The following is a 17,078-nucleotide window of genomic DNA, read 5'->3' as shown; positions in this document are numbered from 1 at the left end:
AAGGCCAGCGCGGGACGGTCAGCAGATTTAAGCGGCTTTCAGCAAACAGCGCCGTCAGGCGTCCGCTCAATCCCATTATTTGCTGTGATATGGGCATCGCTTTTGCCCTGTATGAAGGATTTTCAACCACACAGGCCGTCCTGCTTATGTCACAATCCCCTGATTAGTATGTTGGCAGACTGACAAAAAAACAGGGATACGATCAGCTCATGCAATTTTCCAGATTTGGCGAGAAATTTAATCGATATGCCGGGATCACCCAGTTGATGGATGATCTGAACGAGGGCCTGCGCACCGAAGGTGCCATCATGCTGGGCGGCGGTAATCCGGCAGCCATTCCGCAAATGCTGGACTATTTTCATCAACTGGGTAGTGAGCTGCTCAGCAACGGCGGCTTTATCGATGCCGTCGCCAATTATGATGGGCCACAGGGTAAGAGCGCGTTTCTGCGCTCGCTGGCACAGATGCTCAGAGATACCTATGGCTGGCCGGTGACTGAGCGTAACATCAGCCTGACCAATGGCAGCCAAAGCGCGTTTTTTGCGCTGTTTAATCTGCTCGCCGGTGAGCAGGCAGATGGCAGCTTCAAAAAAATCCTGCTGCCGCTGGCACCCGAATATATCGGCTACAGCGATGCCGGGCTGGATGAGGATATCTTTGTCTCCTGTCGGCCGGAGATTGAACTGCTGGAGCATGGCCAGTTCAAATATCATGTGGATTTTGACCGTTTGCCGCTGGATGACAGTATTGCCGCCATCTGCGTGTCCCGGCCCACCAACCCCACCGGCAATGTGCTGACCGATGAGGAAGTGGCCAGGCTCGATGCCATCGCCCGGGCGCGGGGGATCCCGCTAATCATCGACAATGCCTACGGTACGCCGTTTCCCAATATTATTTTTGAGGACGTCACACCCAGCTGGAATGACAATACCATAGTGTGCATGAGTCTTTCCAAGCTTGGCCTGCCGGGGCTGCGCTGCGGCATAGTGATCGCCAATGAGGCGGTGACTCAGGCGATGACCAATATCAATGGCATCATCAGTCTGGCACCCGGCAGTCTGGGACCGGCGCTGGCTCACCAGATGGTGCAATCCGGCGATCTGCTGCGCCTGAGCGAGCAGGTGATCCGTCCCTATTACCAGCAAAAGTCACGCTGGGCGGTCGACGCGCTGCAACAGGCCATTACCGTACCCGGGTTCCGCATTCATAAGAGTGAAGGCGCCATCTTCCTGTGGCTGTGGTTTGAAGGTTTGCCGATCAGCACCCAGGAATTGTATCAGCGCCTCAAGGCGCGGGGCGTGTTGATTGTTCCCGGCGAGTATTTCTTCTTCGGCATGCCTGATGAGGATGCCGACTGGCGTCATCGGCGCGAGTGTATCCGCATGAACTATGTGCAGGATGAGGGCAAGATGTTAGCTGGGATTGCCATCATTGCTGAAGAGGTTACTCGGGCTTACTCTGAGAGCACAGAGTAGCCGCTTTGTTTAGCCAAGCTTCGCTTGGCAGAACATCGAAGCCTTCCAGGCTTCACCCGGGTCAGGGGGATGGCTCGTCCAATACCCCTAACAACCCCAAGGACGCCCCAACCGAAGTTGTCATCCATCGTGCATTGCATGCAATTGATGTGACCTGCGTCGATTCACCATCCATGGCTCAGCGCCGCTTATGTCATCATCCATGATGACATCCACTATTGCATCCAATCCCCTCCGGCAACTTCGGACGGGGAGTGGGTGTAACATTCAACTCCTGAGTATGTTGTTTATGCCCCAAAGTTGCATATTTGAGCCGGGTATCCCGTTAAATCAGAGATAACAGGAAACGACTCCTGTTATTGCCCAAGGCGCATTCGTGTTTATCTGCAGGAAAGCTAGAAAGTGTAGATTTTTCAGTCTATTGCTGGTAACGTTCATCCAATAAGCGTGACAGATGGCGTAGAATAACGTGACGTCTCGATTTGTCTGTAAAGTTATCTATCCATAGAGGCGATAAGTGGCAGATTTTTGTGACTAAAACGAATGGAAAGGGTGGTCGCGTAAAAATGGATAAACAGGCCGTCCTGTTATTCAGATAAACAGGCGGTCTCGTTATTAAAATGTTATGCCTTAAAAGGAGATATAGGTGTCTAAGCCTGTAAAAGAATTTCATCAGTACCTTACAGGAGCCTCTAACTCTCATGTAAGCCATGAAGAATATCTTAAAGCTCCCGCTGTTGCTTTCTTGAAATACACAGTAGAAGCGAAAAGTTCTATAGATTTATGTACAAGGCATTTCCCGAAAAAACTGGACGGGGACTACACAAAAGATAGTTTCGACAGTTTACAACACCTTATAACAGCTTCTTTACCAACGATAATGGGCCATTTCGAAACGTACCAAAGGTACCTATTCGCAGGTATGTTTGATATGTCTGTGTTGCTAAACAACTTCGATTCGGCAAAGTTTTTTAAAGCTGTTTCTGACCAAACTAACATTGAAATGGACTGGGTTCGTCTTTCAGCTCATAGAGGTATCGGAACGATGTCTATTGGAACATTGCTGGCAGACTCTATGAGCGGTTGGCATAATCCAGAAAAAGTTAATTCATACTTCGCTGCCTATAAGCTTCCGTATACCGTATTCGGTAATGACGCTCAAGAGAAGTTAAAAACCCTATGGCAGTTGCGTCACTCTATCGTGCATACGGGAGGAACGCTATCTCGTGCAGACGCACAGAAGGTAAGCTCCCTGAAGTCACATGGGGGAGCACAAATAGCATTTGAAAAAAACTTTATATTTGAGGTCGCAAGAAAGCTTCACCCTATTGTTAAACAAGCAACAGAAGGGCTGGGCAATGCATACAAGCAGAAATTATTAACAAACTTAGAGCAAGCTCAGCTTGATCAGGTGGACAAGTTCTTTGAAGTTAGGTCTAGTGTTCCATCTTGGCTGCGATAGGCATAACAAGGCGCTGCTGTCGGACAAATTTTCCGCTGCGCTCCAAATTTGCCGCAGAGCGCGGCGTTATATGTTTTGCCACACTACAAGATTAGGAGATAGACGTGAGTATTATTTGCTGCCCTGAATGCAATAAAGAGATATCAGATAAGGCACCTAGTTGTATCCATTGCGGTCTCCCTATTTCTCAATCTGCTAGTGCCACTAATCAAGTTTCAACAGAGAGCAAAGATATAGATAAAGAAGGTAATTCTACCAACTCAGTTGAAAAGGTTGTCACACAGGGCGTTGACTTAATATTTGGTCTTTTATACCTATATCTTGGATATTCAATTTTCTTTACTGATGAGCTTAAATTTGACAATGAACTTGAAAGTGCTGGAATAGTGTTCGGTCTTATTATTGCTTTTGCAGTTTTATACTTCGTACAGAAGCTGACCAAGTCTATCTTGGGTACAATTGCAAGAATGTTTGATAACTTAGCTAGATAGGACCACATATAACAAGCGCATGAACCATCAGCCACAAAAAGACGTGGCTTGGACCGCCAAAGCCTACGGTTTTTCCGGCCGGCTATGCGAGCGTTATCCCCACTAGTTCAAAGTAACTTCTGTCCCAATTAGAGACACAGTTGCTGATGGATGCACCATGTCTCCCTCGAAGTGGCCGCAGGGATTGATTCAAATTCCGTGGACGAGGCATGGACGCCGAGTCAGCGCCAGTCGAATCAGGGACGAGCGTCTGGCGTGCTAGGAAATTTGAAGCAAATCAACAAGGGGCTGTCCACTTCGTCGGGAGTCGCAGGGGGATTGGATAAGGGGGCCTGTCGAAACGGTCCCCTTTCCCCGGGTGTGGGTTGGAAACCCACGATTTTGACTAAGCGCAACTTAGTAGTAATTCCCACTATGGTGACAACCAAACATCCAATAAAAAAGGTGAAGCTTAGCTTCACCTTTTTGCTATCCACTTTGTGGTGCAATCACTGCACCGACAATCGATTACAGACGTTCCAGTACCGCTTCGGTAAAGTCGGTGGTGCCGTGGGTGCCACCCAAATCGCGGGTGGTGCGGTCGCCTTCTTCAATGACGGCGGAGACGGCACTGCGGATCAGCGCGGCTTTGTCGGCCATGCCCAGGTATTCCAGCATCTGAATCGAGGCCAGGATCACTGAGGTGGGGTTAGCCAGGTTTTTACCGGCGATATCCGGGGCGCTGCCATGTACCGCTTCAAAAATGGCTGCTCCACGACCAATGTTGGCGCCGGGGGCCATACCCAGACCACCGACCAGACCGGCACACAGATCTGACAGAATGTCACCAAACAGGTTGGTGGTGACGATTACGTCGAAGTTTTCCGGGTTCATCACCAGCTTCATGCAGGTGGCGTCCACGATCATTTCTTCGGTCTTGATGTCCGGGTAGCGCAGGCTCACTTCACGGGCGGTTTTCAGGAACAAACCGGACGTGGACTTCATGATGTTGGCTTTGTGGACAATGGTTACCTTTTTGCGGTGTTCCTTGCGTGCCAGTTCATAGGCGAAGGTGGCAATCTGTTCCGCACCCTGACGGGTCACGATACTGGTGGCTTCGGCGGTAGCGCCATCTTCAGAGACCTTCTGACCGTGACCAGAGTACATACCTTCGGTATTTTCCCGCACCGTGATGATATCAATGTTCTCGTAACGGGCCTGAGTACCCTTGAATGACAGCACAGGGCGCACGTTGGCATACAGGCCAAACTTTTTGCGCAGGGTAACGTTGATCGAGGTAAAGCCTTCCCCTACAGGAGTTGTCAGCGGGCCTTTGAGGGTAATGCAATTCTTTTCAATCAGATCCAGCGTGCGCTGAGGCAGCAGCTCGCCATGTTTTTCCAGAGCGGTAAGGCCGGCGTCAGCAAATTCATATTCAAAATCACATCCGGCCTTGTCGAGAATCTTCAGTGCAGAATCAATGATGCTTGGACCAATCCCATCACCAGGGATTACGGTAATCGTTCTTTTTGACATCAGGAATCCATCCATGTTGGTCGTTACTGCAGTAGTCACGCCTGTGTTTCGGTTACAGGTAAGTTTCATGACATATGACGCGCTTATTTTATACGTTTTTCATCAGGTTTTCACACTCAATGGTGATAAATCTCACGCTTTTAACGGCATGTAAACTTGCATAAATGCCGCCAAGTGGCGAAGATTGGGCATTAAACCTCCAAAATCGACTTTAGTCTTAGTGTAGTCGCTGCTGTGTTTGACTGCGCGGTAAAGTCTGACTGAAGTATTGATATTTGTCAGACCTCTGTATCTGACCCACTAACACAAGAAGAGGAAAACCTTGAAGTTACTTCCCTTAGCCTCCGGAGTGCTGCTGGCGTTTGGCGCCAATGCGGCAACCCAACACCCTTTGACTCTCAATGATGTGATGACGTTTCAGTCATTGTCATCCCCCGTGCTGTCTGATAACGGCCAGTTGCTGGCAGTAGAGGCATCACCCGATCGAGGGGATGGCCGGACGTTGGTCAAGCGTCTGGACAATAACCGCAGTTATGAACTCGCCGGTGCATCCAAACCTCAGGTCAGCGCCGATGGTCGATTTGTCGCGTCTGTCATGGCTCCTTCGTTGTTTGTGCAGGAAACCGCTTCTGCCAAGGAAAAGAAAAAGCTGAAAAATGCTATGGTGTTGCTCGATACCCAGACCGGCGAGCAGCAACAGTTCGAGCGGGTCAAATCCTTCCAGTTTTCCGGCGACGGTAAACTGCTGGCCATTCAGTTCGAGTCTGACGAAGAGTCGGATAAACCTGATGACAAGGATACCGCAGAGTCAGCAAAAGCTGAGGCTGCCAAAAAATCAGAGCCAAAAGACAAACGCGCCAAAGTTGATAAGGCGGACCAGGGCAGTCCGTTCAGTTTGCTGGTACTTGGTGCCGGTAAGCGTCTGGATTTTTCAGATGTTACGGCCTTTGCTCTGTCCAGTGATAGCGGCCGTGCTGCCATCGCCATTAATAATATTGAGAAAAATGAGCACGTTATCAGCTGGTATGACGCCGGTGCTGATAAGGTGTCGAACATTTCTCTCGCGGATGCCATGCAAAGCGGTGCGCTGGCGCTCAGCGATAATGGCGAGTGGCTGGCCTACACTGCCGGTCCGGCGGATACGCCCATCGATGAGCGGGTATATCAGCTTACCCTGACCAACCTGAATTCAGACAAAACCAAGACCCTGGATAACCCTGCCCAGTGGACAATCAACCGTTATGCCAGTCTGGATTTCAGTCCGGACAACCGCAGATTGTTTTTCGGACGGGTACCCAAAATTGTTGCGCCGATAAGTCAGGTTAAAGTTGAGCAGGAAGGCGATCTGTATGACACAGGCGTTATCACTGCTCAGCGTAATCTGAAGATTTGGCATGGTGACGATCCCCGGATCAAGCCCCATGAAATCAAGCAATATGATAACGAGGTGAAACGCACTTATCAGGCGGTGATGCATCTGGGCAGTGGTCAGGTGGTGCAACTGGCCGATGAGCAGATGCCGGATCTGCAACCGGGCCCGCAAAGCCGTTATTTGTTGGCCAGTTCGGATTTACCCTACCGGCGGATGATCACCTGGGCAGGATTCTTCAAAGATATCTATCTGGTGGATTTGAATACCGGTCGCCGCCAGTTGCTGATTAGCCAGCAGCCCAGCGGTGAGATGCCGTCGCTGTCCCCGGATGGCAAATATGTGGTGTACTTCCAGCAGGGTAAAGTGTATCTGCACGATATTGCCGCCAACCGTCGCAGCGAGCTGACCGCTGGCTTGCCGGTGCCTTTCGCTGATGAGGACCATGATTATCCCTCAGAGGCTCCGGGCTATGGCTTTGGGCCCTGGCTGGACGACGATGAAGGCATACTGGTGTATGACAAGTACGACATCTGGCAGTTTGACACCGCCTCCAAACAGGGCTTTGCGCTGACTGCAGGTAAGGGCCGCCAACAGGGGGTTCAGTATCGGGTCACTGGATTGCGCCAGGACACGGATGCGCCGGATACGCCTGACAATGGTAATGCGCTGATGCTGCATGGTTACAGCGAACGCACCAAGGGCGATGGCTTCTATCAGGCGACGCTTGGCAGCGCCGGTGTTAAGCCGCTGATGAGTGGTGATTATAAACTCAAGCTGTTGACCCGCGCCGATGATGCCCAGACGCTGGTATTTTCCAAAGAGCGTTATGATCTGTTCCCGGATCTCTACACTGCCCAGTACCTCAAGCCCGAAGAAGCAGAGCGCCAGACCCATCTGGATGAGCAGCGCGAAGGCTTTGGCTGGAGCAAAGCCGAGTTGGTGAGCTGGACCAATGGCGATGGCCGTCAACTCGATGGGGTGCTGATCAAGCCAAACAACTATGAAGCCGGTAAGCGCTATCCCGTGCTGGTGTATTACTATCGCTTTATGAGCGACCGTTTGCATGCATTCCCGCCGATGAAGGTCAATCACAGACCCAACTTCGCCTGGTATGCAGATAACGGATACGCGATTTTTCTGCCGGATATTCGCTTTGAAGTGGGCTATCCCGGCTCGTCTTCGGTGCAGGCGCTGACCTCAGGGGTGCAGCACATTATTGATATGGGCATTGCGGACCCTAAAGCCATAGGTTTGCATGGTCACTCCTGGAGTGGTTATCAAACCGCCTTTGCGGTGACTCAGACGCACATGTTCGCCGCGGCGGTCAGTGGTGCGCCTGTGGCCAACATGACCAGTGCGTTCAGCGGGATCCGCCATGGCACTGGTCTTGCCCGTCAGTTCCAGTATGAAACCGGCCAGAGCCGCATAGGTGAGAGCCTGCTGGCGGCGCCGCAAAAGTATATTGAGAACTCGCCGGTATTTTACGCTGACCGTATTCGCACCCCCATGATGATCATGTTTGGTGACAAGGATGATGCAGTGCCCTGGGAGCAGGGGGTGGAGATGTATCTGGCGATGCGCAGGGCCGGTAAAGACGTGGTGTTTTTGCAATATGAGGATGAGCCGCATCATCTGAAGAAATATCCCAACAAGGTGGATTACAGCATCCGCATGATGGAGTATTTCGATCACTATCTCAAAGGCAAACCGGCTCCCGCCTGGCTGGCAGAAGGTGAAGCCTATCGGGAATATAAAAAGGACTGACAGCAGCGTAAGCCGTCAGCGTGACGCTGGCGGCAGCACATGTTGGCGGGCATACCGATGGCGTTGCCAGGCTAGCGCAATGCGACGCGGCACTATACCAATCCGCATGGGAGTTTAGTCACTCAGCGAGAATTTAAAGGTGTGAAGACAATCAGAGCAATCGAAGGTCTATCGGGATAAATCGCCTCTTGTTTACAACGGCAGGCTCTGGGCAGCATGCGCGCCTTTAAAACTCGCCCTTCGGGAGGCAAATCAGCCACGCGATTTACGGCACCAAATTGTTTCGTCAGAGAACCACTATGTCGTCGCCAATTTCGCTTGTACTCGATGGCTAACATGGCAGCGATGAGGTCAATCTTCTGTGCGGATGGTCCATATATGGTATTAAGTGGCACCGAACAAAAAACCGGCCTGTTGGCCGGTTTTTTGTTGCCCTGAACCCGGTTGTGAGCTGCTTGCGCCTGAGTGTAAAACGTTTTAAATCGTTTATCGTCCCGGCACCGGAGGCGATCCCGGAGAATATTTTTCAGCAGGACGGAATATTCAGCGGCGATTACAGTTCGTTGGCACTGGAGGAGACATACTGTTCGTAGGTATCTATGCCCCAGGCAACCAGTCTGTCGTTACGAAACAGCAGTGGCGTGCATTCATCCCGGGTGGTTTCACCGTCTGAATTTTTTCGGTGAGTGCGGTAAAACAGCACAGTCAATGGTCCCTGTGTGCCTTGTTTGGCTTCGGAAAAATCAGCCTTGCCCAACAGCTCCATCACCTCGGCTTTCGCCTGTCCCAGATTCAGGGTAGAGATGGTCTGCAGGTTATACACTTGTCTGTCATCCCAATCCATTGAGTTGGGACTGGTGTCATGGGTGATCATGACGACGGCAACAAACACCAGATATACGGCTACCAGGCTGCCGATAACAACAGGTGCATTGACTTTCATGGGCGGGCTTTCCTTGCTGAATATTCTGGGTGCATAAGATACAGATTGGTGAGCACAGGGTAAACCCGCGTTGTCTAATTCGGGTTGAATGGTGCTCTGAACTGACTGAGGTTAACCTCAAGTGGCATATCCGTAAGCAGCTTCGCCAGTTTGTAACTCAGACGGGCCATGTCTTTGCCCTCCGCCAGCTTTTTGGCCTGTTTGGCGCCCAGCATGTGCAGCGAGTTGTAGACATTTTTCAGGGTTTTGTAGGCGCGAAGAAGCTCTGCTGCGGACTTGGGGCCAATTCCGGGAATGCCGGGCACCCGGTTGCCGCTGTCACCGGAGAGGGCAATAAAATCCAGCAGCTGGGATCTTTCTACTCCTAGTTTTTTCTCCAGCTGTGCCACATCCAGAAATGCCTGACTGAAGTGATCCCATTGGCGGATCGCCGGATGGGTCAGCTGGGCAAAGCCACGATCCGTAGACACAATAATGGCCTGTCCCTGGTGATTGACCATTTTGGTTGCCAGTGTGGCGATAACATCATCGGCTTCAGAGGCAGCATCAAGCGAGTTGATGCCTTCTTTGGTCAGCTGGGCTTTCAAGGCGGGCAGGGCCGCGGCCAGATCTTCCGGCATGGGTTTGCGGCCCTTTTTATAGTCGGCATATAACTGCTTGCGCCAGCTTTCGCTGGCGCCGTCCCAGACAATAATCACATGGCTTGGGCCATGGAAGCGGATTAGCTTGTTGCAGGCGGTGGAAATTCTGATGGTCAGGGCGTCCATGTCGACCCGGGTGCCCATGGCTGCATGGATACGCCTGACCAGATTGAGTCCATCAATAATCAATAAGGTGTTCATTTACTTTATTATTCGGTAGCAGGGCACATAGGCGCTGCCGGGCAATTTCATGCGTTGTTGTTCCACAAAGGCGGTGAGCAGTGTATCCATCATATCCATCAATGCGCTGTCGCCGTGGATATCAAATGGTCCCAGTTTTTCAATCAGGGCAATGGTCTCGGCCTTTACATTGCCCGCTACTATAGCAGAGAAAGCCCGGCGCAGGTTGGCTGCCAGTTCGGCTTTGTTGTTCTGGAATCTCAGATTGAGGTTGGCCATCACCTCATGGGTTGGCTGGAAAGGTAACTGAAACTCAGGTTCAATTTTCAATGACCAGTGATACTGGTAGGCATCGCCAGTGCTGCGACGATAGGTTTTTACTGCGCTCATACCTTCTTTCATCACCCGTGCGACCTGCTCGGGATCATCAATAATGATTTGATATTTACTCTGGGCTGCCTCACCCAGGGTGGCACCAATAAAGTCGTCGATGCGGTTGAAATAATCGGCACTTTCTTTGGGGCCTGTCAGTACCAGCGGGAAGATCATGTCCTGATTGTGAGGATTTAACAAAATGCCCAGCAGATACAACAACTCCTCTGCGGTGCCTGCACCACCTGGGAATATGATGATGCCGTGTCCCAGTCGCACAAAGGCTTCCAGCCGTTTTTCGATATCAGGCAGAATCACCAGCTCGTTGACGATTTGATTGGGTGGCTCAGCAGCAATGATACTGGGCTCGGTCAGGCCGATATAGCGGGCATTCTTGATGCGCTGTTTGGCATGGCCGATGGCCGCTCCCTTCATTGGACCTTCCATTGCCCCGGGACCACAGCCGGTACAGATATCCATGCCACGCAGGCCCAGATGATAGCCAACGTCTTTGGTGTACTTGTATTCGATGGCATTGATAGAGTGACCGCCCCAGCAGACGACTATGTTGGGGTCGCGATCCGGTGGAATCGCCTGGGCGTTACGCAAAATGTCAAACACCACGTTGGTAATGTGAGTGGCGTTGGTCAGGTTGATGTGTTTGAGGTTGGTATATTTGGTCGACAGATACAGGATATCCCGCAGTACTGCAAACAGGTGTTCCTGAATGCCGGAGATGATCTGACCGTCGACAAAGGCCTCGATGGGGGGATTGATCAACTCCAGTTTTAGCCCGCGCTCGCGCTGCAGGACGTTGATTTGAAAATCACTGTGCTGATCGAACAGCGCGGCCGCATTGTCGCTTTTCAGGCCGGATGACAGCACGGCCAGCGAGCAGCGGCGATACAACTGGTAGAGGTCACTTCTGGCACTTTGCTTGAGTGAGTCCACCTCCAGCTGTGAAAGTTGTACCATACTGCCTCTTGGACTGATCTTCACTATCATGGCAACTCCTTAGCGGCACCGGGTTATGTGTGATCAGACATCAACCACGACCTTGTCCCGCGTTGTATTTTTGGCTTGGTACAGAGCCACATCCGCACGATCAAAGGTATCACTGACCGTTTCCTTGACGCTTAATTGTGCAGCCCCAATAGAAACTGTAACCGTAATTCTCTGATTTTTAAATTTAAAGGGAATACTTTTTATTTTTTCCCTGACCCGGTTAAGCAAGTGTTCAATGTCGCTGGTGGCCACATCGGGGATCAATAACACGAACTCTTCCCCCCCATAACGGGCGACAAATTCAGTGTCCCGCAGGGCATTTTTCAGCGCCATGGCGATCACCTGCAGTGTTTTGTCACCCGTGCTGTGGCCAAAGTTGTCGTTGATGGTTTTGAAGTGATCGATATCAACCACCGCCAGCCAGTAACTCTGGCCGGTGCGCTGCAATTTGTGGAAGGATTGCTCCAGCTTTTCCTCCAGAGCCGCGCGGTTGGGCAGTTGCGTCAGTGGGTCAAGCTGGCTGATCTTCTGCTGTTCGAACAAACGCTCCTTGTAGCTGCAGGCCTCGCGGCTGAGCTCTGTCAATTCCTTCTGCATGGCATCGATGGATTTTTGCATCATCACCTGTTCGCGTTGCTCCAGCGCTTCCTTGCGGGCCAGTGTGTCTTTTATCTGGGTGAGCTGACGGGTGACCAGTTCTTTTAGCTCTGCCAGTTCACTGGCTTCGGTCACGGATTTGCCCATGCCGGCCATCTGACTGTTGATGCTGGCATTGAGCCTGGATTTGACTTCGGCGTGACGCTGATGGCTTTCGGCTGAGTCATCCACCACTGCCTGCACGGCCGTGAGCGCATCGTTCAGGGCGAACAGAAACTCCCGGGAGGCATTTTTCTCGCGGGCGATGTTTTCCAGCAGCAGTGACAGGACGGTTTGGTAGGCTTCCAGCAACATGCCCGGTTCGGCGTCCTGCAGCAGTTGCTCCTGCAGCACCAGCATGTGGCTCTTCTGGTTGTCGGGGAAATCAATGTCGGCAATCATGCCGGCCAGTTCCTGCGCCAGTTGCCTGTGTCTGGGCTCGGTATCGAATCCCTGGGGCTGCTGGATCTGGCTGTCTATCAGGATTTCATAGAAACTTATCAGTTTCTCGATTTTGGGCAGGTACTCCCAAATCGAATGCAGCGGCTTGGTCAGCTCCTGACGGAAGTAACTCAGCTCTTTTTTCAGCTGTTCAGGCGCAAACTTAAAGCGCTGAATTTGCTGGGTCATGCGGGTGAGATCGTTGCGTCCCTGTTCCAGCTCCCGGGTTATCAGGCTGTACTGGCGCTTAAGTAACCGCTCGACTTCCACTATGTCGGGTAGGGCTTCATCCAGGGACTCAAAGCCTGTCATCTGGCGGCGCAGTTTGGCGAGTTTATTGTCAAGCTCCAGATTCTGGCCCTTACACACCAGGCTAAGGTGTTGGAAGAAGTTCAACAAAGTCTGTAGCTTGGCATTTTTTTCTTCTTTGAGTTCTTCCAGTGCCGCCCGGGTTTCATTGACTTTTTGGGTGAGTGCCGCCAACTGAGATTTGTCTTGATTACTGTCCTTCATCAATTCTGCTGTCCTGCCTTAAATCCATTTATATTTCGTGCGGTTCCGGCATCGGATACCGGTCAGGCTCTTTTAGTATAATTCGAGATCACTGAACGGGGGTCAGTTGTCCTCTGAGTCGGCCAGATTTATCTGTGGCCAGCGTATTTCGGTTTTGTCGCCGCTGCAGCTGACCCGAATCAAACCGCGTTGAATGCTCTTGTCCAGTTTCAGGTAGAGAGGATGAGCAAAGATCACCGAAGGCGCAAAATCCAGTGGATGCAGACCGACAAATCTCGGTGTGCCATTATCCGGCAGCGTCTTGGCGGCATACAGTGCCATTTGCACCGTTTCCAGCTGGATTTCCGGCTCGATCACCAGTTCCTCGGATTGCAGCAGCGGCAAGGGAATAATACCTGCGGTGAGTGAGGGCAGTTGCAGCTCGTCACTCAGGCGTTTGATCAACTGCTGATCTTCGCACTGACCATCAACCAGCACCGCCATCACCCCGGGACGTAGCGCGAAGCTGTGCATGCCCTGCAACTCATCGATGCGCTCAAGCTGATGTTTGTATTCAATACAGGCGTGATGCTGGCCCTTGGCGAGCTCTGGATATTGCTCCTGCGCCAATCCCAGCAACACCAGGGTTGCCGGCTGCTGTCTCAGTGCCAGCGCTTCCATCAGCGCGCGGCTGCCATGATGTCCGGTGCTGCAGTCCTGTTTCAGTTCCGCCAGCAACAGACTGCTCTCCTTTTTCAACTGTCTGCGGCTTGCATGCATGTACAGCAGACTGACCAGTAACATCAGCAGTACAACGGCACCGCCGATAACGATACGGCTTTGCAGTCGTTGTTTCTCGGTCAACTGCTCAATTTTGATGTCTTTGTTGCTCAGCGCCAGTTTCAGTTGCTGCTGAGACAGCAGGGTATCCTCCTTGGCGGATTCGGGCGCTGCGCCCGGGATAACCTTGATTGCGATGATGGCCTGCTGCACCGCCACGGCCTGCTGATACTGGCCTAATCCCTCATGGGCCGATGCCTGAAACACCAGTGCATCAATCTGCTCAGCCAGCAGTTTTTTCTCTTCGGCAAATTGTTGGGATTGTTTGGCATGCTCCAGTGCCGCCTGCCAGTTGCGGGCGGCCAGATTGACCTCAGCCAGCAGCGCTTCGTTGTACACCAGATAATGGTTCAATTGCTTTTCACGGAAAAAGTCATTGGCGCTTTTGAGGTAGTTGAGTGCGTTATCATAGTCACCCAGTTTGGAGTACGCCTCCCCCAGGTTGTGCATGTTCAGGGCCTGATTGATGCGGTTACCTTCCCGCACATCGATTTGATGGGCATTGAGATAATAATCAATGGCCTTGGGCCAGTTTTGCTGGTTGCCGTACACCATGGCGATCACTGTCATGGTGTGGGACAGAAAGGGACCGTTGTTGACCTGTTTGAACCCTTTGGCAGCCTCGTGAGCGTGCTTCAGCGCATCGTCCCAGTGGGACATGTCCCTGTGCACTTTGGCCAGATTGAAGTTCAAGGTTGCCAGTTGCTGTACCTGAGGCTCACGGGCGGCCAGCCGCAGTGCCAGCGTGAAATGTTCCAGCGCCCGGGCCTGATCGCCGCGCTTGTTGTAATAGACGCCAAGCAGAGATTCCGCATAAGCACGCAGATAACTGTTGCCGATTGTCAGCGACACCTCCTGCAGGGATTCCAGATGACTTTGCGAAGTAGGGTACTGACGGATTAACTGATTGAGGGAGCCCAGATGGTCATGGATGGTGAAACGTAGTGCCAGTATGGGATTGGATGATTCGTGGCGAATCAGATCCAGGGCCTCCATATACAGGGCGATTGCTTCATTGTAGCGAATCTTGTCCCGTCCCTGGATACGCCCTTCCAGCATCAACACCACTGCCTGCTGGTAATTGCCTATGGCGTATCGTTTAAGCAGGGCCAGTAAAGCGTCTCTATCGGGCAGTTCAGTGGATTTGGTGACTCCGGGTTCCATGGGAAGGCGAAGACTTTGATGCAGTTTGCGGAATAATTCGGGTTGACTGAGATCCAGTGCCATCGCCAGGGTACTGAGCTGGGCGGCGGTTTCGTTACCGGTGAGATGATTCAGATTGGCGCTGATATCCTGGTAGAAGCGGGCGGGCTCTTCGCGGGCCCGGACTTCATCTTTAATGATGTCAAAGGCCTGTGAGGGCAGCGAAAACACCAGAAAAACCAAGGTAAACAGGGTAGATAGGGATTTCATTGATTTATTACCGGCCTGACCAGCAGGCTGTTGTTTTAGTTCGTGTTACTGAGGGGTGTCGGTTTTGATATACTCAGCCAACTTTATGAAAAGAATGATAACAGAAGGAATTGCAAGTGAAACCCGGTTTAAGTGCGATTTGTGTGCTGACAGCAGTCACCGCCTTTCCGATACTCGCCGATGTCGAGTATCAAATTGATTTGACCTCCCCGGAACATCAGTTGGCAAAGGTGGAGATCCAGTTTCCTGAAACCACAGACGAGCTGGTGGTGAACCTGCCGGTATGGCGTACCGGCAAGTATCAGGTGTTGCCGCTGGCTGATGGCGTAAGGCTGTTTGATGCCCGCAATGACAAAGGTGAACGGCTGAGCTGGGAGCGTACCGCCAGCGGTGAATGGAAAATTCATCTGCCCGAAACCAGCGGGGTAACCGTCAGTTATCAGATCCATGCCGATATGCTGGGTACCCGGGTGCGCCATATCGATGCAACCCATGCCTATCTGGATGCCAGTGGGGTATTCATGTACAGCCCGCAATACCGCGATGAACCGGTGACGGTGGAGCTGGATGTGCCCCGGGGCTGGCGCAGTCATTCAGGCATGCAGGCAGACGGTCGTCATGGCTTCAGGGCTGCCAACTATGATGTGCTGGTGGACTCGCCCATTGAGAGCGGCATTAACCACTTCCGGGAGTTTTCTGCTGATGGCAAGGATTACGAGCTGGTGGTCTGGGGTGAAGGGAATTACGATCTGAACCAGATGGAAAAAGATCTTAAAGCACTCAGTGGCACGGCATCAGCTATCTGGGATGATTATCCGTTTGAGCGTTATGTGTATATGGTGCATGCCACCGGCGGTGAGCGTGGCGCGACCGAGCATCTGAATTCCACTATTATCCAGTTGCCGCGTTTTAACTTCCGCGAGCGGGAAGATTATCTGGGTTTTATCGCCACGGCATCCCATGAGTTTATCCATACCTGGAACGTCAAGGCGTATCGTCCGCAAGGCCTGGTACCCTATGACTATCAGAATGAAAATATGACCAAACTGCTGTGGCTGGCCGAAGGCTCCACCAGTTATTTCCAGTACCAGTTACTGCTGCGTGCCGGTATCGCTACTCCCAAGGAGTTTTTTGCTGATTTGGCCAAGCGGATTGAGCGCAACATCAACAGTCCCGGGCGCGATCAGCAGTCAGTGACGGAAGCCAGTGAAACGGCCTGGATTGGCGGTGGTGGAGACTATGCCATCAATCACAGTGTGAATATCTATTCGGAAGGTTATCTGACGTCGATGGCACTGGATTTTGCGCTGCTGGAAGATACCGGTCTGCAACATTCCTACCGTGATGTGCACCGGGCTCTGTACCGTGACTTCACGCTGCCCAAAGGATTCAGCGTGGATGACGTAAAAGGCATTTTGAGCCAGCTGACCGGCAAGAGCTATCAAAACTGGTGGCAACAGCATATCGATTCTCCGCTGTCACTGGATTACAACAATCTGCTGGAGCAGGCCGGATTGGTGCTCAGCTTTGGCGATAACGATAAAGTGAAACCCAATCTGGGGGTGAAACTGAAATCCGGAGCCCTGACCCTTGAACATGTCAAACGGGATGGACCGGCTTGGCAGGCCGGGGTGCATGCGGGCGATGAGATTATTGCCATCAATGGCCTGAAGGTCACTGCAGCTGGGTTTAACAAGCGGATCAGCGACTTTGAGGTTGGAGAAGAGATCTCGCTGACACTGTTTGCCAACGATAAGCTTAAAACCGTGAAGGTGACTCTGGGTGAGGCGCCAACAGGTAAAGCCCAGATCCGCGGTATCGCCAATGCCAGCGAGCAGCAAAAGGCGTTTCTCAAGGCCTGGCTCGGGATCGACTGGCCGTTTGATGCCAAAGGCGAGTTTCTGTGATCATAATGCGGCTCCTGGAGCCGCATTTTTTATGGCTGCTTTGGGCGCAGTAGTCACATTCCTTTACATCAAAGGCCAAAAATCGGCTGAAGACAGACAGATTCTTTGATAACGTGCTGCAACACATAA

At 51.9% G+C, this 17,078-nt stretch carries 11 protein-coding genes; 5 read left to right on the top strand and 6 right to left on the bottom strand.

Annotated features, from left to right (window positions below; translation table 11 throughout):
• The first annotated feature begins 209 nt into the window (after positions 1-209).
• The 3 genes from ACRRUX_RS16415 (at position 210) to ACRRUX_RS16405 (ending at position 3,428) form a co-directional block, all read left to right on the top strand.
• Positions 210-1,475 carry a valine--pyruvate transaminase gene (locus ACRRUX_RS16415; RefSeq protein ID WP_432532279.1) on the top strand — a complete coding sequence of 422 codons (1,266 nt, stop codon included), beginning with the start codon at positions 210-212 and terminating at the stop codon, positions 1,473-1,475.
• A gap of 646 nt (positions 1,476-2,121) precedes the next feature.
• Entirely contained in the window at positions 2,122-2,937 is an 816-nt protein-coding gene (locus ACRRUX_RS16410; protein WP_432532277.1) for a hypothetical protein, read from the top strand.
• A gap of 104 nt (positions 2,938-3,041) precedes the next feature.
• Positions 3,042-3,428, top strand: a complete 387-nt coding sequence (locus ACRRUX_RS16405; protein WP_432532275.1) for a zinc ribbon domain-containing protein — start codon at positions 3,042-3,044, stop codon at positions 3,426-3,428.
• A 507-nt stretch (positions 3,429-3,935) separates the two neighbouring features.
• On the opposite strand, the gene ACRRUX_RS16400 is transcribed toward ACRRUX_RS16405, so the two are convergent.
• A complete protein-coding gene (locus ACRRUX_RS16400) occupies positions 3,936-4,943 on the bottom strand; it encodes an isocitrate dehydrogenase (RefSeq protein WP_432532273.1) in 1,008 nt (335 codons plus the stop codon).
• Positions 4,944-5,265: 322 nt separating this feature from the next.
• On the opposite strand from ACRRUX_RS16400, the gene ACRRUX_RS16395 reads away from it, so the two are divergent.
• On the top strand, positions 5,266-8,079 hold the full coding sequence (locus tag ACRRUX_RS16395; protein ID WP_432532271.1) for a S9 family peptidase: 2,814 nt from the start codon (positions 5,266-5,268) through the stop codon (positions 8,077-8,079).
• A gap of 553 nt (positions 8,080-8,632) precedes the next feature.
• On the opposite strand, the gene ACRRUX_RS16390 is transcribed toward ACRRUX_RS16395, so the two are convergent.
• The 5 genes from ACRRUX_RS16390 to ACRRUX_RS16370 all read right to left on the bottom strand — a co-directional run bounded on the left by ACRRUX_RS16390 (position 8,633) and on the right by ACRRUX_RS16370 (position 15,042).
• A complete protein-coding gene (locus ACRRUX_RS16390) occupies positions 8,633-9,022 on the bottom strand; it encodes a DUF3192 domain-containing protein (protein ID WP_432532269.1) in 390 nt (129 codons plus the stop codon).
• A 74-nt stretch (positions 9,023-9,096) separates the two neighbouring features.
• A complete protein-coding gene (gene xni / locus ACRRUX_RS16385) occupies positions 9,097-9,864 on the bottom strand; it encodes a flap endonuclease Xni (RefSeq protein ID WP_432532267.1) in 768 nt (255 codons plus the stop codon).
• A complete protein-coding gene (gene ppnN / locus ACRRUX_RS16380) occupies positions 9,865-11,220 on the bottom strand; it encodes a nucleotide 5'-monophosphate nucleosidase PpnN (protein ID WP_432532265.1) in 1,356 nt (451 codons plus the stop codon).
• A gap of 33 nt (positions 11,221-11,253) precedes the next feature.
• A complete protein-coding gene (locus tag ACRRUX_RS16375; RefSeq protein ID WP_432532263.1) occupies positions 11,254-12,810 on the bottom strand; it encodes a diguanylate cyclase domain-containing protein in 1,557 nt (518 codons plus the stop codon).
• A 102-nt stretch (positions 12,811-12,912) separates the two neighbouring features.
• Complete coding sequence (locus ACRRUX_RS16370) at positions 12,913-15,042, bottom strand: tetratricopeptide repeat protein (protein ID WP_432532260.1); 2,130 nt, start codon at positions 15,040-15,042, stop codon at positions 12,913-12,915.
• Between the two features lie 116 nt (positions 15,043-15,158).
• Here ACRRUX_RS16370 and ACRRUX_RS16365 point away from each other — a divergent pair, with 116 nt between their 5' ends.
• Positions 15,159-16,949 carry a M61 family metallopeptidase gene (locus ACRRUX_RS16365; protein WP_432532258.1) on the top strand — a complete coding sequence of 597 codons (1,791 nt, stop codon included), beginning with the start codon at positions 15,159-15,161 and terminating at the stop codon, positions 16,947-16,949.
• Positions 16,950-17,078 lie beyond the last annotated feature (129 nt).

Origin of the sequence: Shewanella sp. GXUN23E (genome assembly GCF_050865035.1) — a bacterium.
GTDB lineage: Bacteria > Pseudomonadota > Gammaproteobacteria > Enterobacterales > Shewanellaceae > Shewanella.
Note: the sequence above shows the minus strand (reverse complement) of the source record. Positions and strands in the feature narration are given on the sequence as shown.